The sequence below is a fragment of the Castellaniella sp. genome (assembly GCF_049671645.1).
Taxonomy (GTDB): Bacteria; Pseudomonadota; Gammaproteobacteria; order Burkholderiales; family Burkholderiaceae_B; genus Castellaniella.
On sequence record NZ_JBATVG010000023.1, the window covers coordinates 190248 to 210835 of the forward strand.

Genomic DNA, 20588 nt, shown 5'->3' on the forward strand with positions numbered 1-20588 from the left:
TTGTCTCTTGGGCACCGCCAGCGACGCAATCGGTAATAACGCTTACTGGGTTCTGAAACCGAATCTGCCGACCCTCCCCCGGCAAGAGCCGTCGGGTCGCAATTTCCTTGCTCGATGTCAGGGTTTTCCCGCGACAGAGCGGATGTCCGTGTGCGACAATGGACGATTAAGCTTTTGATGCTCCAGCGTGCCAGCTTCCCCGGAATCCTTCAGCCTGCGCCAGATCGCCCTACCGGCCTTTGGTCCTTCCCTGCTGTTCGGCATGGGCGAAGGGGCCATTTTCCCGGTGCTCGCCCTAAGCGCCCGCGATCTCGGGGCCAGCTCCGCCGGGGCGGGCCTGATCGTCGCACTGGTGGGTATCGGGTCGCTTCTGGCCAACCTGCCGGCCGCCGCCCTGGCGACCCGCTACGGAGAACGCCGGGCCATGGTGGGAGCGGCGGCCTTCAGCCTGCTGGGGCTGGCGCTTTGCCTGCTGGCGTCCAACCCCTGGCTCTTCGGCACAGGCGTCTTCATGATCGGCCTGGCCAGCGCCGTCTTCCTGCTGGCCAGGCAGACCTTCCTGGTCGAAGCCGTCCCTCTGCACATGCGCGCCCGCGCCATGTCCACCCTGGGCGGCACCATGCGCATCGGCATGTTCATCGGCCCGTTCGCCGGAGCGGGCCTCATCCACCTGATGGGCCTGCCGGGCGCCTACTGGCTGTCCGCGCTGGCCATGCTGGGGGCCGGCGCCATATCGCTGGCCGTCCCCGATCTGGAACCCCGCGAAGCCGCCAGCCCCGCAACGGCGCACCCCCGGGTCAGCATGATCTCGATGATGCGCCGGCATGCCCGGGTGCTGCTGACGCTGGGCGTCGCCACGGCGCTGGTCTCGGCGCTGCGGGCCTGCCGCCAGATCGTCATTCCACTGTGGGCCGACCACATCGGCCTGGACGCCGCGACCACGGCCCTGATCTACGGCCTGATGGGCGGCGTGGACATGCTGCTGTTCTACCCCGCCGGCAAGGTCATGGACCAGCACGGCCGCCTGTGGGTGGCCCTGCCCTGCATGCTGGTCATGGGGCTCAGTCTGCTGGCCATGCCCTGGACGACTGGCTTCGCCAGCCTGCTGGCGGTCTGCATCGTGCTGGGATTCGGCAACGGCATCGGTTCGGGCATCATCATGACCATCGGGGCCGATGCGTCGCCCCGCGAAGGCCGCACCGTCTTCCTGGGACTCTGGCGCCAGATCACCGACCTGGGCGGCAGCGGCGGCCCCCTGCTGCTGTCGGGCCTGACCGCCGTGGCGTCCCTGGCCACCGGCATCATGACCATCGGCGGCATTGGCCTGGTGGCAGCCTGGATGTTCTGGCGCTGGCTGCCCCGGGGCCGGACATCCCGATGACCGCGCAACAGTCTCCTGCCGACGGCGCCGGCCCGCAACCCATGACCCATGGCGTGCGGGCCGCCTTGTTTCTGGTGCTGGTCGGCATCTGCGCCGCCCTGCACATCTGGAAACTGCCCCCTGCTCTGCCGCAGTTGCAGGCGCAATTTCAACTCAGCCTGGTGCAATCCGGCTTCCTGCTGTCCGTGGTGCAGATGGGGGGCATGGCGCTGGGCCTGCCGATCGGCCTGGTGGCCGAACGCATCGGCCTGCGCCGCTGCATCCTGATCGGGCTGGCCACACTCGCCACGGCATCCGCGCTGGGGGCATGGCTGGACTCCGCCGCCACCGTTTTGTTCTGCCGGGCCATCGAAGGCTGCGGCTTTCTGATGGTCGCCATGCCGGTGCCATCCCTGATCCGCCGCCTGATCCCCGCAGAGAACCTCAGCCGCGTCATGGGACTATGGGGCTGCTACATGCCGCTGGGCACCGTCATCATCCTGCTGTCGGGGTCCTGGGTCCTGAGCCTGGGCGACTGGCGACTGCTGTGGCTGCTGCTGGCCGCCCTGACGCTGGCCTGCCTGTTGTTGACGCTCTCCATCGTGCCGCCCGACCCTGCGCGCGGCGACCAGCCCCACCCCGCCGCGCTGACGCTGGTCACCACGACGCTGCGCTCGCAAAACGTCTGGCTGGTCGCCCTGACATTCGGCGCCTATGCCAGCCAATGGATCGCCGTCATCGGTTTTCTGCCAACGATCTACATGGCGGCAGGCATCACCGGCACCACCGCCGGCCTGCTGACCGCCATCGTTGCCGGGGTCAACGCCATCGGCAATCTCGCGGCCGGACGCCTGCTGCACCGCGGCGCCCGGGCCTGGCATCTGTTGGTGCTGGGCCTGGGAACCATGATCCTCTGCGCCTATGCGGCCTTCGGCGCCCAGTTGCCGGCCACGGCGCAATTCCTGGCCGTGCTGATGTTTTCCATGGTGGGCGGCCTGGTGCCGGCCACCCTGTTCGTGCTGGGCCTGACCCTGGCGCCCAACCCCCAGACCACATCGACCACCATCGGCTGGATGCAGCAATGTTCGGCCCTGGGCCAGTTCGTCGGCCCCCCGCTGGTCGCCTGGGTCGTCAACCGGGCCGGAGGTGACTGGCAATGGACCTGGGTGGCGACCAGCGCCCTGGCCGCCGCCGGGATCGGCCTGGCGATCCAGATCGGGCGACGGACGCGAACGGGCGTCAAGCCCTAGCCGACCACCGGCGGGACCGGCAAGCCGGACTGCGCCCAATCCACCGGCGCGCGCACCGGCTGCACGGCGCTGCCGCAATCCGGCTCGGCCAGATTCACCCGGCGTTCGGGAATCGCGTGCGCCCAGCGGATGGAATAAAAGACCTTGACGACCGGCTGTTCGGGCAAATCGCGGTTCTGCGCCACCACCAATCCCAGTTCGCTGTTGACCAGGCTGATGATGGAGCCCACCGGATAGCGGCCGACGGTACGCACGAAGGCCCCCAGCACGTCCATGTCGAACTGGCCTTCGGACTGCAGCATCTTGAACAGCGTGAAGGCCGGGTCCCAGCCCTTGCGGTAAGGCCGGCTGGACGTCATTTCATCGTAGAAATTGCAGATGGCGGCCATGCGCGACAGCAAGCCGATCTGCTTGCCGGCCAACTGATCCGGGAAACCCTTGCCATCCATGCGCTCGTGATGATGCAGGCAGACCTCGACGACTTCAGGCGGGATGGCCGAATCGGCCCGCAGCACGGCGGCGCCCGCGCCGGGGTGCTGGTGCAGCAGTTCCTGGGGCGGCTGGATCGGACGACCGATCTTGCCGGGGGCCTCGGCGGGGTCGCGAACCTTGCCGATGTCGTGCAGCAAGCCGGCCATCCCCGCCAGATGCACATGCTCGTCGGCCAGCCGCATGGTGCGGGCCAGGGAGGTCATCAACGCAGCCACGGACACGGAATGCGCATACAGGTATTGGTCCGCCTTTTTGATGCGGGCCAGACTGGTCAGGGCATCGGGGTGGCCGTCCAGGGAATCCGCCATGTCCTGCACCAGCCCATGAATCTGGTTCAGGTCGATCTTGTTGCCCAGCTCGGTTTCGGCAAACAGCTGCTTGACCTGATCCCGCGATCCGTCGAGGATCTCGCGGGCATCGTCAAACGCCTGCTGTTCGCTCGTGGCGGCATGAGCGGGCGCTTGCGGCGCGGCAGCCCCTCCGGTCCTGGCCGCCGCAGCGGGCCCATGGACAGGCGCGCCGGGAACGTCCCCCCGGACATCCACGCCGCGATCCGTATCGATCAGCACCCATTCCAGGCGGGACTTCTGCAATTTCTGCAGCTTGCGATCATTGGAGATCAAAAAGCTGGATCGCCAGAAGGAATGGTCCAGAAAAGACCCCCCCAGATCCTGAACATACATACCCACGCATAACTGGGAAACAGGAACTTTTTTGATCATGTGCAATATCAGGAAGGAGGTGGACGGCCCGTCAAAGTGTATCCGAAGACTGCCGCGCCGGTCCCTCCAGAGTATCCATACCTTCCCAGCGGGGGCCCGGGACGTGGATGTCGAACAGGTCCAGCACCCGGCACACCGTATGGTCGATCATCTCGGCAAGGCTGGAAGGCCGCATGTAGAAAGCCGGCAGCGGGGGAAAGATCACCCCGCCCATTTCCGTCACGGCGGTCATATTGCGCAGATGCGCCAGGTTGAAGGGCGTTTCGCGCACCATCAACACCAGGCGGCGGCGTTCTTTCAGAGTGACATCGGCGGCCCGGGTGATCAGGTTATCGGACAAGCCGTGGGCCACCGCGGCCAGGGTGCGCATGGAGCACGGCACCACCACCATGCCCGTCGTAGAAAAACTGCCGCTGGCCAGGGCCGCGCCCACGTCGCGCGGACTATAGACCTGATCGGCCAGCGCATGGACCGCCTGGCGGTCCATGTCCAATTCGTGGCGGATGTTCAGCACCCCCGACGGGGAAATGACCAAGTGGGTTTCGACACCCTGGTCACGAGCCAGCGCCAGCAGGCGAATGGCGTACTGCGCGCCTGTCGCCCCGCTGATGCCGACCACCAGCCGGCGCTTGTCAGTCACCGATCGCCCCGGCGTCCTTCAGCAAGGTGGCCAGCTCGCCGCTGGCATGCATTTCATTCATGATGTCGGTGCCGCCGACGAATTCGCCCTTGACATAGAGCTGCGGAATCGTGGGCCAATTGGCGTAGTCCTTGACGCCCTGGCGGACTTCCGCGTCTTCCAGGACGTTGACCGTGACCAGCTTGGTGACGCCGACTTCCTTCAGGAGCTGGATGGCGCGCCCGGAAAACCCGCATTGCGGAAACTGCGCCGTGCCCTTCATGAACAGCACCACCGGGTGGCTGGTGACGGTCTCGCGGATGAAATTCTGGACTTCGGATTGCACTGTGTCGGTCATGGTGATCTCTTTAAAATTCAGGCCGCCAGGCGGCCCCAGGTGACGCGTTCGATACCGGCCAGATCCCGCTGGCTGGCCGCATCGGAAAACCCCTCGGACTGGAACAGGCCCCGCACGGCGGCCGCCTGATCCCAGCCATGTTCCACGCACAAGGCCCCGCCGGGTCGCAGATGATCCGCCGCCCCCCGCACGATGCAGCGCAGGGCGTCCAGGCCATCGGCCCCGTCGGTCAGCGCCCCCCGCGGTTCGAACCGCAGGTCGCCCTGAGCCAAGTGGAGGTCTTGTGAGTCGATATAGGGAGGATTCGAGACGATCAAGTCATAACGCCCCGAATCCAACTGAGTATCGTACCAATTCCCCAAGGAAAACAATAGCGTTGCCCCTAGCGCGCGTGCGTTCATTTCCGCCACGGCCAGCGCGGCCGGGCTGCAATCGGTGGCCCGCACCCGGGCGTCGGGGCGGTCCAGGGCGATGGACACCGCCACGATGCCGCTGCCGGTGCCCAGATCCAGCACCCGGGGGCTTGGCAGGCCGGCGATGGCCTGCAAGCCGCATTCCACCAGCGCCTCGGTGTCCGGCCTGGGGATCAGCACATCGGGGGTGACCCGGAAATCCCGCCCCCAGAATTCCCGCCGCCCCAGGATGTAGGCCATCGGCTCGCCCGCCAAACGACGGGTTTCCAGTGCCCGGTAGGCCGCTTCCTGCGCCGCATCCAGCGGGTCGGTGTCGTGGGCGATGAGCCAGGCGCGGGACACCCCCAGCACCTGCCGCCACAGCAGTTGGGCCTCCAGGCGCGGCAAGGGACTGTCCGCCAGGTGCTCCCGCAAGGTATGGGCCATCTCGTCCGCGCCCCCAGGTTCAGTCCAGCGCCAGCGCCGCCAGCTGTTCGGCCTGGTGCTCGGCCAGCAAGGCATTGGTGACCTCGTCCAGATCGCCATCCATCACCTGTGCCAGTTTGTACAAAGTCAGGTTGATGCGGTGATCCGTCATCCGCCCTTGCGGAAAATTGTAGGTGCGGATGCGCTCGGACCGGTCTCCCGATCCCACCAGGCTTTTGCGCTGCGCGGCCTCGCGGGCGTGGACTTCCTGCTGCTGGCGGTCTTTCAGCCGGGCGGCCAGCACCTGCAGGGCCTTGTCCTTGTTGCGGTGCTGCGAACGGTCGTCCTGGCATTCCACCACCAGGCCGGTGGGCAGGTGGGTGATCCGGACGGCGGAATCAGTCTTGTTGATGTGCTGCCCGCCCGCGCCGCTGGCGCGGAACGTATCAATACGCAGATCGTTGGGATTGATCTGTATGTCCGACTGGGCATCGGCTTCCGGCATCACCGCCACGGTGCAGGCCGAGGTGTGCACCCGCCCCTGGGATTCGGTTTCCGGCACGCGCTGCACCCGATGCGCCCCGGACTCGAACTTCAGCCGGCCGTACACGCCATCGCCTTCGATATGGGCGATGACTTCCTTGTAGCCGCCCAATTCGGCGGCGCTTTCGGACATCAGTTCCACCCGCCAGCCGCGGATTTCCGCATAGCGCGTATACATGCGCAGCAGGTCACCCGCGAACAGGGCGCTTTCGTCACCCCCCGTTCCGGCGCGGACTTCCAGAAAAACGCTGCGGTCGTCGTCCGGGTCCTTGGGCAGCAACAGGATCTGCAGATCGGCTTCCAGCCGTTCGATGCGTTCGTCGGCGCTCGCCAACTCTTCTTCCCCCAGGGACTTCATGTCCGGATCGGACAGCATCTCGCGGGCCGTGGCCCGGTCGGCGCAGGCCCGTTCCCAGGATCCGAACACCTGCACCACGGGGTCCAGCTCCGCCCGTTCCCGCGAAAGCTTGCGGAAACGGTCCATGTCGGCAGCGCTGTCGGGCTCGGCCAGCATGGCATCGATCTCGGCCAGGCGGTGGCTGAGCTGTTCCAGGCGGCTGCGCATCGAGCTTTTCATGAAATGGATTCCGGAGGGTTACGCGAGAGACGCGATCCGGGGCGCGGGCCGCCGGATCGGAAGACGAGGGACGGAAAAGCCGCTACCGGCGGCGGGCGCCGGATTCGGGCAGCAGGCGAGGCAGCAGAGTCAGCAACTGGTCGCGTTCCGCGCCTTCGCTGCGATTGAGCGCCGCCAGGGGGCCGTGCATGTATTTGTGCGTCAGGCTGTAGGCCAGCTGTTCCAGCACGGCCTGCGGATCGTCGCCCCGCGCCAACAGGCGCCGGGCGCGGTCCAGTTCGGCCAGACGCAGGGCATCGGCATTCTGCTGGTAATCGATGATGGCCGGCACGATGGCGCGGTTGGACAGCCAGTGCATGAAATGCTGCACGCGGGCTTCGATGATGGCCTCGGCCTGCACCACGGCGGCCCGCCGGGCGTCGGTGCCCGACTGCACCATGCGACCCAGGTCGTCCACGGTATAGAGATAGACGTCGGCCAGGCGGCTGATTTCCGGTTCGATGTCGCGCGGCACGGCCAGATCGATCATCACCACGGGGCGATGGCGGCGCGTACGGGCAGCCGTTTCCACCATCCCCAGGCCGAGGATGGGCAAGGATGAGGCCGTACAGGAGACGACTACGTCGAATTCGGCCAGATGATCCGGCAAAGCGGACAATTTCAGCGTGCGCGCATCGAATTGCGCGGCCAGCAGTTCCGCCCGTTCGACGGTGCGGTTGGCCACCGCCATCTGGCGGGGTTGCGCCGCCGCGAAATGGGTCGCACAGAGCTCGATCATCTCGCCCGCGCCGATGAACAGCACGTTCGCACAGGACAGATCCCCCAGCACGCGTTCGGCCAGGCGCACGGCGGCGGCGGCCATGGACACCGAATGGGCGCCGATCGCGGTCTGGGAACGGACTTCCTTGGCGACCGAGAACGTACGCTGGAACAATTGATGCAGCAGGGTGCCCAGCGTGCCTGCCTGTTCGGCGGCCCGCACGGCGTCTTTCATCTGCCCCAGGATCTGCGGTTCGCCCAGCACCATGGAATCCAGCCCGCTGGCCACGCGAAAGGCGTGTCGCACGGCATCGTTGTGCTGGTATTCATAGAGATGCGGCGTCAGCTGGCCGGCTTCCAGGCGGTTGAATTCCGCCAACCAGGCCGGCAGTTTCGCCTTCACGCCCGGATCGGCCGCACAGTAGATTTCCGTGCGATTACAGGTGGACAGGATCGCGGCCTCGCGCACCGAGGAGCCGAACGCGGTCCGCAAGGCCGACAGCGCGGGCTTGAGCAATTCGATCGGAAACGACACCCGCTCGCGCACGGAAACCGGCGCGGAGACGTGGTTCAGGCCAAAGGTCAGGACATCAACGGACATGCCGCGGAAAAATTCGTAGCTGGAGACTTCAGTATTATAGGTCGTGGGACGGACATTGGGCCATTTCCATGCCCCAGCGCCTGCATACGGCAAAAAATTCGTGTATGATTCGACGTCTTGGCCCGGTAGCTCAGTCGGTAGAGCAGAGGATTGAAAATCCTTGTGTCGGTGGTTCGATTCCGCCCCGGGCCACCACCGCGCTGTTCCAGCACGGTTCAAAACATCCCAAAACCCCATAAAATCAATCTCTTAGGCAGAACTCTCTGCCCTAGACGTGTCACTGCGCGTCCCTACATCCCGCGTTTGTCTGTACCCCAACTTGTACCCCACAATGGTTTTGTCAAAAACAGCCTCTGGGGGTACAAGTCATGAGCCTACCCAGCGAGACTCAGATCAGGGCAGCCAAGCCCGGTCCGAAAGAATATCTGCTAAACGACGGCGATAATTTGTATCTGCGTGTACGAGTGTCCGGCAAGGCCTGGGCCTATCGCTACACAAAGGGCGGCAAGGCCGTGAAGCCGGGCATGGGGCCCTATTCGGAAGTCACGCTTGCCCAGCACGCGCCAAGGCCTACGAAGCCAACAGCCAACGTGCCAATGGTCTTGATCCCAAAGAAGTACGCGACCGGCAGGAGGAACAGGCGCACATCACGCGCCTGTAAACCTTCGAGCTGCTGGCGCGGGCCTGGCACACCAGCGCCAAGAAGGACCAGGAGTGGTCGGAAGACTACGCCCAGAAAGTCATCCGGCACCTGGAAATTCACATCTTTCCCTGGGTAGGCCACAAGCCGATCGAAACGATCCTTCCAACGGAAATCGTGCAATGCCTGTACCGCCCCAAGGATCGAGGCAACCTTGAAACGGCGCAGCGCGTCCGCGAGGCTGTCCAGCACGTCTACCAATACGCCGTGGACGTGGGCGCGCTGGAACCCGGCAAGAACCTCGTCAACAAGAACACGGGCGGCCTGCCGCCGCCGTGCAGCAGGCACTTTGCGGCAATCACCGAGCCCGCCAAGCTGGGACAGCTGCTGCGCGACATCCGCAACTACCACGGGCACTTCATCACACGCAGCGCGTTGCGGCTTGCCCCCCCATGATGTTCCAGCGTCCGGGACAGATCCGGCTCGCGGACTGGGAAGACATCGATTTCGAGGTCGAGCTTTGGCGCTGCCCACCGGAGAAGATGAAAATGCGCGAGTGGCAAAAGCGGGATAGTCGAACGCCCGCCCATATCGTCCCGCTGCCACGCCAGGCGCTGGAAATCCTGCGTGAGCTGTACCCGCTGACCGGCCCCACCGGCCCGGTCTTCCGCAGCATGTCGCGGCGCTCAGAGAGAAGCCGCTACATCAGCGACAACACCATCAACAGCGCATTGCGCACCCAGCCTGGAGGCTTGCAGAATGAACGCGGAGAGAATTTGCGAAGTTTTATTTATGAATCAAAGCATTAGCTCTTTTTGAAATCCAGGTCTTCAGAAAGGAGGCCGAAAGGAGGCCGAAAGGATGCAGAAAGGGACTCCCGCTTGACTTAAGGTCTACGGGACACAGGCCAGAAGACCCAAAACGTGGCGGCTCTCACCCTTGAGCGCACACTCCTTGTGGGAAGGAGCGCAGTAATGCAGTCGATGTTTTAGGCAACGGACTCACGGCAACAGATACCCACACCGCGCCGGATAGTCCGCAGCTGCTGACCACTCGGCAAGCGCCGCTCCATCTAGTGGGCAGTCTGACCGTTAAAGGCCCATCCGCAGAAGGTTCGTTATGCTCATGAGCAGGCTGCACGTTCTCGACCCGCCAATGCCCGTACACTATCTAGGAAGTCAAGGACAACATCCGCAATTTGCCGCGCGAGGTAGGGTGGGACAGCATTTCCAACCTGCCAATACTGCTGAGTCCTATTCCCTTCAAAGAAATAATTATCGGGAAAGGTTTGCAGCCGCGCCGCTTCCCGGACCGTAAGGCTGCGGCATTGGGACGGGTCCGGATGTATGTAGTAATGGCCATCCTTCGCGATGTGCGAAACGATGGTAGTCGAAGGCTCGTCAGCACGCTGAACCCTAAATCGGTCCATAAATGGAACCTTTTCATCGCAGACATTTGAGTGAAGCGGCAACAGCTTTTCGGGGAAATCAGACAGCCTAGGTGACTTTTTCGTAACTTCCGCATACGATGATGCAAACATATAGCGCTCCAAATCTGAGCGCATATGCTTACGGGCCTCATGCTGAAGAACACCCGGCAATCGTGGGTCTTCAAGCCAACTCTTCAGTTTTTCTGGAGCCCCTGTGGGGCAGCCCCCTCCTCGCAAGAAAACGCCCCCATACGATCCATGCTGCGGCGCATCCGCACATGCCTTGGCCATGACTTCCTCAACCCTCATCCGCAGCGGATGATGCCAACCTCTAAGCATCCGCTTCGAACTCCTCAGAACTGCGAGCCACGCGTCAAGTCCATCCTGCTCCTTGGACAGGCGGCTTCGCAACGAAGGGAGGCCGGACAGGGCCTCGCTGACGGTCACCTTCGCATCATTCGCCTTCAAAAGAAAACGCCCGTCATCCATGAGCATCTCTTTCCCTTTCTCTGCCAAATCTGAGCGGATTCCAAAAACAATCACTCGATGTCGCGCTTGAGGCAAACCAAATCGCTCGGATTCAATAAGAAAGTCCAGTGGCGTCAGAGACTGCCCAGCAGCAACGAAGGATCTTATTTGATACCTACGCCCGTTTCCCGGCTCTTGCAAGTCACGAAGAATCCGATCAAAGATGAGATTCCCACCAAGCCGCGAAGTCAGGATCCCCTTGACGTTCTCCATGACAAATACAGCCGGACCAAAGTCACGCAAAATACGCAAATACTGCTCGTATAGCAGATGCCGCTTGTCCTTCTCAAACTTGTTTGGATCGCTCGACCTCATCCGGGATCTCCCGGCCAGAGAATAGGCTTGGCAAGGCGGGCCACCGATCAGAACCCATTCTGAAGCATCGCCAAGCGCCTCCCTAATCCAGCCATCCACCTGGCCTGCCGGAGTAACGCCTAACTCGGCGCACCGCGCGCCCAATGCCGCCGCCCTCGCATCATCAGATACGGCGGAATCCCTGAATAACTGCTCACGAGTAATTTTCCCTGAGACGTAGTCGTAGTAGCAATCAGGAGCGCTGGCTCCACCGCTGCACATTGCACGATATAGCGCGCGGAGAGACAAGGTGCTGTGAGCAACGCTCTCCTTTTCTATCGAGAGCCGCACATCAAATCGCATGCGATTGTGACCATCAACAGCAGTGGAAAAACCCTCGCCCAATCCACCCGAACCCGCAAACAAATCTATTACAGGTATCTGGTCGATAGATAACATCTATTTTCTTCTGTTTGTTAGGGAATTCCCCGCAAGCCTGAAGTGTACCAGGAAGGGGCCCATGACTCACCTCAGTATCCCTACAGCCACTCTGATGCAGGAGTACAGCGTCAACTGAAAGAGTTAACATGTGTCAAACTGTACACTATTCAGACGACGACAAGGAGACCCTTCTGAAAGAGAGGTACACCCCACCTTCGGCGCCGACACTGCTGGACGCGATGCGGGCGATTGGCTATTCATTCGAAACCGCGCTGGCAGACATCATCGACAACAGCATCGCTGCCGCTGCTAGCCAAGTGACTATCGAGTTCTCGGCGCAGCCGTCGCCCTATGTAGTTGTTGGCGATAACGGGACAGGGATGACAGCATCCAGGCTATTCGACGCAATGAGGCACGGTAGCCAAAACCCGGGAATTGAACGAGAACAGGCTGACCTCGGACGGTTCGGCCTAGGCTTGAAAACCGCCAGCCTCTCCCAATGCCGACGCCTGACAGTAGTCTCTTCTCGCGACAGCATCTTCACCGGCGCAGAATGGGACCTGGACACAGTAGCTCGAACATCGAACTGGACGCTGCTCGAACTCGAAAGTCACGATCTGAACAAAGTGCCAGCCATTGAGAGCCTACGGAAAGCTGACCACGGCACCCTAATAATCTGGCGCGAGCTTGATCGAGCGCTAGCAGGGGAATCGAATGCCGAAAGGGCACTGATGGACTTGATGGACAGAACCAGAGATCATCTAGCCCTAGTATTTCACCGCTTTCTTCAAGGCACAACACCAATTCTGGCAATCACAATTAACGGAATCCCGATCACCCCTATAGATCCGTACCTATCCAATTCGCGAGGCAGCCAAACACTACCCGAGGAAATCCTACACATCGACGGTGAGAAGGTACGGATAGAAGCTCATATTCTCCCACACATCTCAAAGCTCACACCAAGCGAAGTCAGGGAGGCCGGCGGCGAGGAAGGCCTCAGACGCAATCAGGGGTTCTACGTCTATAGAAGCCGGCGACTCATTACCTGGGGAACATGGTTCAGACTAGCCAAGCAGGAAGAGATCACAAAGCTTGCACGGGTAATCGTAGACATCCCAAATTCTCTAGACCACCTATGGTCTCTAGACGTCAAGAAATCAGCGGCCCACCCGCCAGAGAAGGTACGACAAGGATTACTACGAATCATTGAATTAATTACCAACCGCAGTCGTCGCGTATACACATTCCGTGGGAATCAGAGGCAGTCCCGAGGGCTCATATCCGTTTGGGAAAGAATCGAGCTGCGAGACAAGCATGTTCGATATCAAATCAACCGGGAGCATGATCTCTTTACAGCATTAACGAAGGAATTGCCGGAGCACACCACACCTCTACTAGAGCAGCTGATTCGTCTGCTCGAAGATTCATTTCCTTTCGACGCCGTATATGCTGATATGGCATCAGACAGGCGGACTGCAAATAATAATATTGGCGTGCTTGAAATTGAAGACAAACTCACGGAACTTGCCATTCAAATCTTAGCCGCAATCGGAAAAAACCAAGAAGATCGGACAAGCCTGCTAGATCGGATTCACCTATTGGAGCCATTTAGCAAATACCCCGATATCACCGCAAAGATAAGGGAGAAATTCGGTGAGCCTCACACATAATGCACAACTACTGGCTGACTACGTCGTCAGGTCCTTCCAGGACGACGTGACGATTACCGAACAAGCGCTGAAGGACAGAATAGTCAAGCTAGCTCCAGTTGTCGAAGCCGCCATGGGCAAAGGGACGAGCGAGTCAGAACAAAACGATATTCTGAAGGAACTATTGGCGAGGCTTAGCGTCAGCATGGATCTGGGCGAAGGGCTGAAAGCCGATGACATAAAGCCATGGCTCGATTCACGGCGCGCAACGATAGATCCCTTCTACTGGACCCGCTTTCGCAACTACTTGCAAAAAGACTGGTCCCCTGACGTTCTCCGACAGTTCAACAGAGTCACCGATAGCATCCTTGACCTATGCGGGAATCCGTATGCCAAAGAAGAAGTGTGGAAGCGACGCGGCCTAGTAATCGGAGATGTCCAGTCAGGAAAGACCGCAACCTATACAGGACTCTGCTGTAAGGCAGCCGACGCAGGATATCAGGTTATCGTACTCCTAACAGGTACTCTTGAAAGTCTCCGGCGTCAAACACAAAAGAGATTGGACGAAGGCTTCGCTGGCCTAGACAGTTCGGAATTTCTACTATCGAAGGGGAGTAGAGGCGCCTGGAGGAAGAGAGCGGTGGGAGCAGGCTTAGACAATCAGAAGCGATTCGCTGCCGTATTCACATCACGAACGAAGGACTTCAACAAGGACGTTCTGAATTCCCGGCAACTGACACTGAGCGCGGTACGTGAACCCGTCCTCTTCGTTGTTAAGAAAAACAAAAACATCATCGAAAATCTAACTGCCTGGCTAAAAGCATACAACGCGGACAGCGGCGGCAACGTGAGAGAAAGCCTGCTGGTAATAGATGACGAAGCCGACAACGCTTCCGTCAACACAAACAAGGGAGACACGGAGCCAACCGCCGTCAATCGCTGCATACGAAGTCTACTCAACTTATTTACTCGCTCCACCTATATTGGCTTCACGGCAACCCCTTTTGCCAACGTATTCATAGATCCCGACACCACTGACAGGGATTTCTACAAGGAGGAACTTTTCCCCCGTGACTTCATTTATGCGCTGGACGCGCCGACCAACTATATCGGCGCGAGTCGAATATTCGGTATTGACAGTGACTCAGCCAACACGTTCATCCGAGAGCTAGAAGACGCAGAAGACATATTCCCGCTGAAGCACAAGAGCACATTGGCGATAGAAGATCTTCCACAGAGTCTCCAAACGGCAATAAAGCAATTCATATTGGTCAATACAATACGAGACCTTCGTGGCGACCGGACAGCGCACAGGTCGATGCTCGTTAACATAAGCCGCTTCACACATGTGCAAGACCAGACGAGAGATCTTATTTACGCCGCACTGGAGGAAATGAAACAGCACATACGAAGCTACAGCGGACTCAGCAACGGAAGTTCCGAGAAAGATACAGTCTTGAATGAGCTGCATTCCTTATTTTTGAAAGAGTATCAAGATTGCGGTTTCGATTGGAAGCAAATAAGAGCGTCACTGTTCGAGTCCAGCGCACCAATCTCCGTTCAATCTGTAAATCAAAGGTCAGGTGCGGCAAGCCTAGACTATACAAAACATGCCGAATCCGGCCTGCGAGTAATTGCCATTGGTGGAAACAGCCTATCTCGTGGCCTCACCTTGGAAGGCCTATGCATAAGCTACTTTCACAGAAGCACACAAGCATACGACACTTTACTCCAGATGGGACGCTGGTTCGGGTACAGACGCGGATACGAAGACTTATGCAGGCTATGGATTACCGCCGACGCACAGCTATGGTATTCGCACGTCACCCTGGCAGCGGAGGAGCTACGAGACGAAGTCCGCAGAATGCGGCAGCTAGGCCTCACTCCAAAAGATTTTGGCCTTAAGGTTCGCTCGCATCCAGATACGCTGATCGTGACAGCACGCAACAAGATGCGAAACTCCGAGACTGTTATAAGGCAAATATCATGGAGCTGTGAGGGGGCAGAAACAACTAAATTACGAGTACGTTCGAATGACGCCAATAAGGTTGCCACACGAGCTCTCATTCGATCTTTGCAGGAACAGCATATAGGGATTGAGCGTTCTGAATGGGGAAATCCGATAGCAAGGAGCGTCGGGAAGGAAATCGTAGCGAATTTTCTTGACTCGTTTGAGGTTCATCCACACAACTTTAAACTTTACGTCCCTGACGATGAAAAGGAAGATTTTGGACTAAGAAAATTCATCGCCGAGACAGATGAGCCTAAGCTTCAAACATGGGACATTGCGTTCCCCCAAGGCGGACTAGACCCTATTAACTTCCTAGACTCGAATATTGAGCTGCGGCCCCTCCAGCGTGTCGTCACAACTGCCGACAGCGATCAGACAGTGCTGATTTCCGGGGCAAAGGCGAGAGTTGGCTCAAGGGGTGTAGAACGCGAGGGAATTGCCAAGAGCATCGTTGACGAAGAAATCTCGGAGGCAAAAGAAAAGGGGAAAAATGTAGCAGACCACGTTCTCCGCTCGAAGAGGGATCGACCGCTCCTGCTTATTTACGCAGTGACACCGTACCACCAACACGATGAGAGCGTCTGGAGTGGGCTTACTACGGATGATTTGTTCATCGCATACGGCCTGAGTTTTCCACCGTTTGACGATAAGACACCAAGCAAGACCGTCGCATATCGCGTGAACCAGACATGGCTTCGCGACCATTCCATAGATGACGAATATGAAGAATCTGACGAAGATGACGTCGCGGAGTGAATTACTATGGCAAAGCCTGACGGGGACCGGGACATTACCCGTTCACCGGCGGGTCTCGCCAAACCACCCCCTCGATCTCTTCGCGCAATTGGACGGAGCGGGTCAGGTCGGACTGCTCGCCATCTCGAGTCAGTCCCCAGGAGACGTTCCGACATACACGTCCGTGGACGTTAGCATCGGCTTGAGAAGTGACGGGGCCTGGGCAACATCCATCTCGTTAAGGCAACCCCAACTGCGGCAACTCTTTGCCGCGATGTGCGACGAGATAATTGACCAAGGAGAAACCACGACAGAGGGCACACAAGCAGGGGGTTTCGTGCTTCACCTTCTAGCACGGTGGCAACGGCTTTTAGCTCTGGGTCCTGACGGCCTCCTCTCCTCGCAGCAAAGGCTAGGGTTGGCCGGTGAGTTAACCATACTCACCAAGGCTATCACACACTTAGGCCCAGGGCTTGCAATTGACGCGTGGCGCGGACCACTGGATGCTCCGCAGGACTTTGTGTTCCCAACTTTCCTGGTGGAGGTCAAGTCAATCACGCTGGGAGGGACGGAGGTAATTATCAGTTCGTCTGAGCAGCTTGACATCAAGCCCAGTGCCCTCTCGCTTGCTGTCTGCGAATTCATAATTCGTCCCGCCACCAAGGATAGCGGGACTCTCTCGTCCATGGTGTCACAGATTCGCGAGAAAGTAATGAATGAGCCTGAAGCAGCAGGGAAATTTGAGATACTGATAAGAGAGGCCGGCTTCATAGATAGAGATGAATACACACGCGAAGAGTACAACCTGACGCAAATTCAGTGGTACACAATAACGGAAAATTTTCCCTGCCTGCGCAGAAGTGAACTCCCGAGTGCGATAACCAAGGCCAAATATTCTTTGGAAATCAGCCAGCTGAGTCCATTCAAAGTAGCTGAGAGGGGAAAGCCATGGAACCAATAGAAGATTTTCGCAGAGAGCTCCTTGCGCGAGCCATGGTCCGAGCGAGTGCGGACAGGAACTTTGGCTACACCGCCTTCGTCGAGCAATGCGGTGAGCTCCTGGAGGAGGCAGAGGAGCTATCTGAATTCTTTTCCTGCTTCTACCGTCGCCAGCGCCCGGGACTAAAAAACTTAGGGGTTGACGGATATTCTTTTGACGACGCAGACGAGTCTGCACGTTTCGTCATAGCAGACTTTTCGGCAGAAAGAGACACCTTTCCATCGAACATAACAGGATCGGATGCTCTCAAACTCTTTTCTGATCTGAAGGCATTCATCGAGGAATCACTCTCAGGATCCATCGAGGACGTGACAGAGGAAAGCTCGCCGGAGTACGGCCTTGCGAGGGAGCTTTGCACACGCATAAATGATATCTCTCGCTTCCGGCTCTACTTAATAAGCGATCGGCCACTGAGCACGCGAATCAAGGACTGGCCAGAGGGCGAGATCAATGGAGTACCTGTCGAATTCCACATCTGGGACCTCACGAGGTTCTACAGAGCCAGCCTAGCTCAATCGGGCCGTGACGAGCTAGTTGTAGACTTCAGCTCCCTCCCCTCCGGCGGCCTACCATGCCTCCCTGCCAGTAACAGCTCGGACTCATACGAAGGGTACCTTTGCGTGATACCTGGCTCTGTTCTATCAGAAATCTATGAGAGCTATGGGAGCCGACTTCTCGAGGGAAACGTGCGAGCATTTCTCAGCACAACCGGCAAGGTCAACAAGGGCATCCAGCAAACTCTACAAAAAGAGCCGCAGATGTTCTTTGCCTACAACAACGGCATAGCCGCGACCGCGTCGAGTGTTGAGATCCTCGAATCGGGTGGAGGAAAATATATAGTCTCTGCCCAAGACTTTCAGATCGTCAATGGCGGACAAACGACAGCATCCATAGCTTACGCTAACCGAAGGTCTACGGTAGACCTCTCCGACGTCTTAGTGCAGATGAAGCTATCAGTAGTAAGCGACGAACGTTCTGGAACCTTTATTCCTCTAATTTCCCGTTTTTCAAACTCACAGAACAAGGTCTCAGATGCAGATTTCTTCGCGAACCACGAATTTCATCGGCGCATAGAAAAAATCTCCCGTCGGCTTAGAGCACCTGCCAAAAAGGGGACGCAGGTTGAGAGCTACTGGTTTTACGAACGCGCAAGGGGCCAGTACGCAGTGGAGATTGGAAGACTGGCGGGTGTCGAACGCAAGCGATTTGAGACAGAAAATCCACGAAACCAGATAATCACCAAGACCGATCTCGCGAAATTCGAGAACTCGTGGAGGCAGTACCCTCACGATGTTAGCCGGGGAGCTCAAAAGAATTTTATCAAATTTGCGGAATATATAACTGCTGAATGGACGCAAAACCAAGACTTTTTCCACGATGAATACTTCAGACAGCTTATTGTGAAAGCATTGATGTTTCGTTCGCTCGAAAAAATGGTTCCGAAGGAAGAATGGTATCAAGGTGGCTACCGAGCCCAGATCATTACATACACTATCGCAAAACTGGCGAACATGATCGAAAACCGGACAGACAGGCACAAACTCAATTTTGACCAGATCTGGCGGGATCAATCTCTGTCGGACGCGTTAGTCGAACAATTAGCCCTAATTGCAAAATCGGCCCATAATTCTATTACGCACCCGATTGCTGGCATACAAAACATATCAGAATGGTGTAAGAAGGAGGGTGCTTGGCAGCGGTTCCGAGAAACTGATATTCCCTTTATCAGCTCACTAGAATCGGAACTCATTGCCTCTGAGGAAGCCGAATCCGTACGCCGCGCAGCGAGGGCGGAGGCAAAGATAGATTCTGGCATCGATGCCCTGCAAGAGGTACTCGCATATGGTGCAAGCAACTGGGTTAGCTTGCGAGAAGCGGCCCTCAACAGCAGGCTAGTGACACCACGCGAGGATGGACTTCTGCGGGTAGCCTCAAATCCTTCCTGGGTACCTACGGATCGCCAAGCGAAGGAGCTAGTCAAATTACGTAGGAAGTTGGAGACCTGAGTTGTCAGATTGGTATCGTCATATTTAGCAGATCATGTCAGATATTGTCACCCCGCAACAACGTAGCAAGATGATGGCCAAAATAAGAGGCAAAGACACTAGGCCAGAGATCAAGATACGCCAGTTGCTATTTTCTCACGGACTACGTTTCCGCCTGCACCGGCGAGACCTGCCAGGTACGCCCGACATCGTAATGAAAGGTATAAAGGTAGCTATATTCGTGCATGGGTGCTTCTGGCATCAACACGTTGGATGCAAGCTTGCGGCACGGCCGTCAAGCAACACAGATTTCTGGAATCGCAAGCTTGAAGCGAACACCCAGCGTGACGCACAAGCCCTCGTGGAGCTCGCGGCCTCTGGCTGGCGCACGCTTATCATCTGGGAGTGCGCCACACGCAAGCGGTGCAGCGACGAAGTGCTTTACGACGCAATCCGCGATTGGATCAATGGCAGCGATTCAGTCGGGGAGATTCCTCCAAGCGGGGGCATGGTTCTACCAGGGAACCACATCGGCTCGCCGGTAGCGTAGCCATCGCTACCCCGCTCCTCTCAACTCCGGCCAAATCTGCCACCAGTCATCCGGGCGCAGCTGCTTCCGGGTGACGGCCCCGCTTGTTAGCTCCTCGATCTCTACGCAGCGGATGATGGGCACGGGGCGCGCCCCCGCCGCCCAGCTGCTGACCACCTGTACGGGCAACCCCAATTTCTTGGCCAATGGGATCATCCCGCCCATTACTTCACAGGCATCTCGGACGGATTGAAAATCGTGCATATGCTTCCATGACCATGCTAACAGCATAGATTTTATAAAATAAATTCGTTATTTGGATGTGACGTCGCGTTGACGTTTTGTGCCGTTTTTCGGCGCGAAAGTTCAGGTACAGCAGGCCAAATTGCAACAATAGGTCAAATGGCAGCATGCGCAGCGGGAAACAAGCTGAAATGACCTGAACCAAACTTTTTTCAAAGCACCCTAGAAGAGCCGGCGATTTTATGCCCTTCCGCCGAGCACGAGATAGTCACAGGCACAAACAATTTGCCCTAGTGGCGTATCCCTAGGCCACACAGGTATCCGCTAAGCTTAATCATCCCTCAGTAAAGCCTTGAATCGTTTAGAAAATCAATCGGCTGAATGCCTGTTGATATAACTAAGCGTTTTGATGAAAATGACATAAACTGCCTCACGCAGGTCAGCTCTTTAACAAGCAACAATCGATGAATACTGCGCCCTGCCCGATTACGCGGCACGCGACTGCGCAGCAACCTGTAGGACGTGGGGATTGAAGCAAAACCGATGAAATCCACCAACGTTGGCCAGCCCCTCGCGTGGGGTATGGATGGCTGCGTGCGGTGGGGGCTTTCCCCAGCGGAAGCGCCCGGGGCATTCCCCCAGCAGAGGCCAAACTGGGAGCGTCCTGATCCACCATTTACCGGCTGGTCAACGATGGCGAGCGTGTACTGATCAAGATAGGCAAACGCTCCAGCGGCATCACCGCAGCCAGCCTGCATGCGCTCATCGAACGCAACAAGGCAATCGCCAGTTGAATCAACGTGGCGGAGGCACATTGGGTCAGGCGGGAATCGACCGATGAGGCGTTTTCGGCCGCTTCTGCTGTTTTTCTACACTTGTACCCCGGGGTTCCTGTCTAATCTGCAGAAGCGCGTCATTGCTAGCTGTACGACAGCTGGTTCGATTCCGCCCCGGGCCACCAGTTGCAATCAACCCAGTCGGTTTCGGCTGGGTTTTTTGTTG

18 protein-coding genes and 1 tRNA gene are annotated in these 20588 nt (G+C 58.3%); 11 read left to right on the top strand and 8 right to left on the bottom strand.

From position 1 onward, the window contains the following. Nucleotides 1-187 precede the first annotated feature (187 nt). The gene (locus tag WBG56_RS11920) at nt 188-1381 is read left to right on the top strand and encodes an MFS transporter (protein WP_424268554.1); all 1194 of its coding nucleotides are present in this window, start codon (nt 188-190) and stop codon (nt 1379-1381) included. Next, the gene (locus WBG56_RS11925; protein WP_424268556.1) at nt 1378-2610 is read left to right on the top strand and encodes a CynX/NimT family MFS transporter; all 1233 of its coding nucleotides are present in this window, start codon (nt 1378-1380) and stop codon (nt 2608-2610) included. Before WBG56_RS11920 ends, WBG56_RS11925 begins: the two co-directional genes overlap by 4 nt. Here WBG56_RS11925 and WBG56_RS11930 read toward each other — a convergent pair. The 6 genes from WBG56_RS11930 to hemA all read right to left on the bottom strand — a co-directional run bounded on the left by WBG56_RS11930 (nt 2607) and on the right by hemA (nt 8099). After that, a complete protein-coding gene (locus WBG56_RS11930; RefSeq protein ID WP_424268558.1) occupies nt 2607-3824 on the bottom strand; it encodes an HD-GYP domain-containing protein in 1218 nt (405 codons plus the stop codon). The two genes, WBG56_RS11925 and WBG56_RS11930, sit on opposite strands and share 4 nt — an antisense overlap. Before the next feature lie 31 nt (nt 3825-3855). Beyond that, nucleotides 3856-4464, bottom strand: a complete 609-nt coding sequence (locus WBG56_RS11935; protein WP_424268560.1) for a UbiX family flavin prenyltransferase — start codon at nt 4462-4464, stop codon at nt 3856-3858. Next, complete coding sequence (gene grxD, locus WBG56_RS11940) at nt 4457-4801, bottom strand: Grx4 family monothiol glutaredoxin (protein ID WP_424268562.1); 345 nt, start codon at nt 4799-4801, stop codon at nt 4457-4459. Before grxD ends, WBG56_RS11935 begins: the two co-directional genes overlap by 8 nt. Before the next feature lie 17 nt (nt 4802-4818). After that, nucleotides 4819-5640 (bottom strand): peptide chain release factor N(5)-glutamine methyltransferase, encoded by an 822-nt coding sequence (prmC, locus tag WBG56_RS11945; protein WP_424268564.1) that lies wholly within the window; start codon nt 5638-5640, stop codon nt 4819-4821. Nucleotides 5641-5659: 19 nt separating this feature from the next. Then, nucleotides 5660-6739: a peptide chain release factor 1 gene (gene prfA / locus WBG56_RS11950; RefSeq protein ID WP_424268566.1), complete on the bottom strand. Its 1080-nt coding sequence runs from the start codon at nt 6737-6739 to the stop codon at nt 5660-5662. Nucleotides 6740-6821: 82 nt separating this feature from the next. Then, the gene (gene hemA, locus WBG56_RS11955; protein ID WP_424268568.1) at nt 6822-8099 is read right to left on the bottom strand and encodes a glutamyl-tRNA reductase; all 1278 of its coding nucleotides are present in this window, start codon (nt 8097-8099) and stop codon (nt 6822-6824) included. Nucleotides 8100-8218: 119 nt separating this feature from the next. On the opposite strand from hemA, the gene WBG56_RS11960 reads away from it, so the two are divergent. From WBG56_RS11960 to WBG56_RS11975, 4 genes are all read left to right on the top strand, one after another. Continuing rightward, nucleotides 8219-8294, top strand: a tRNA-Phe gene (locus WBG56_RS11960). A gap of 173 nt (nt 8295-8467) precedes the next feature. Beyond that, nucleotides 8468-8878 carry an Arm DNA-binding domain-containing protein gene (locus tag WBG56_RS11965; protein WP_424268570.1) on the top strand — a complete coding sequence of 137 codons (411 nt, stop codon included), beginning with the start codon at nt 8468-8470 and terminating at the stop codon, nt 8876-8878. Beyond that, entirely contained in the window at nt 8773-9195 is a 423-nt protein-coding gene (locus tag WBG56_RS11970; protein WP_424268798.1) for a tyrosine-type recombinase/integrase, read from the top strand. Before WBG56_RS11965 ends, WBG56_RS11970 begins: the two co-directional genes overlap by 106 nt. Continuing rightward, the gene (locus WBG56_RS11975; protein WP_424268572.1) at nt 9192-9548 is read left to right on the top strand and encodes a tyrosine-type recombinase/integrase; all 357 of its coding nucleotides are present in this window, start codon (nt 9192-9194) and stop codon (nt 9546-9548) included. Before WBG56_RS11970 ends, WBG56_RS11975 begins: the two co-directional genes overlap by 4 nt. A 314-nt stretch (nt 9549-9862) precedes the next feature. Here the strand turns inward: WBG56_RS11975 and WBG56_RS11980 are convergent, their stop codons facing one another. Next, the gene (locus tag WBG56_RS11980) at nt 9863-11449 is read right to left on the bottom strand and encodes a DNA cytosine methyltransferase (RefSeq protein WP_424268574.1); all 1587 of its coding nucleotides are present in this window, start codon (nt 11447-11449) and stop codon (nt 9863-9865) included. 128 nt (nt 11450-11577) lie between these two features. On the opposite strand from WBG56_RS11980, the gene WBG56_RS11985 reads away from it, so the two are divergent. Genes WBG56_RS11985 through WBG56_RS12005 form a run of 5 tightly spaced genes read left to right on the top strand, consistent with a single transcriptional unit; the run spans nt 11578 to nt 19364 of the window. Beyond that, entirely contained in the window at nt 11578-13104 is a 1527-nt protein-coding gene (locus tag WBG56_RS11985; RefSeq protein ID WP_424268578.1) for an ATP-binding protein, read from the top strand. Next, nucleotides 13088-15850: a Z1 domain-containing protein gene (locus tag WBG56_RS11990; protein WP_424268580.1), complete on the top strand. Its 2763-nt coding sequence runs from the start codon at nt 13088-13090 to the stop codon at nt 15848-15850. The genes WBG56_RS11985 and WBG56_RS11990 overlap by 17 nt, the downstream gene beginning before the upstream one ends. Beyond that, entirely contained in the window at nt 15816-16790 is a 975-nt protein-coding gene (locus tag WBG56_RS11995) for a PD-(D/E)XK motif protein (protein WP_424268582.1), read from the top strand. Before WBG56_RS11990 ends, WBG56_RS11995 begins: the two co-directional genes overlap by 35 nt. Further along, a complete protein-coding gene (locus tag WBG56_RS12000; RefSeq protein WP_424268584.1) occupies nt 16778-18835 on the top strand; it encodes an AIPR family protein in 2058 nt (685 codons plus the stop codon). The genes WBG56_RS11995 and WBG56_RS12000 overlap by 13 nt, the downstream gene beginning before the upstream one ends. 34 nt (nt 18836-18869) lie before the next feature. Beyond that, nucleotides 18870-19364, top strand: a complete 495-nt coding sequence (locus tag WBG56_RS12005) for a very short patch repair endonuclease (RefSeq protein ID WP_424268586.1) — start codon at nt 18870-18872, stop codon at nt 19362-19364. A gap of 6 nt (nt 19365-19370) precedes the next feature. On the opposite strand, the gene WBG56_RS12010 is transcribed toward WBG56_RS12005, so the two are convergent. After that, nucleotides 19371-19634, bottom strand: coding sequence for a transcriptional regulator (locus WBG56_RS12010; RefSeq protein WP_424268588.1), 264 nt, complete (start codon nt 19632-19634; stop codon nt 19371-19373). Nucleotides 19635-20588 lie beyond the last annotated feature (954 nt).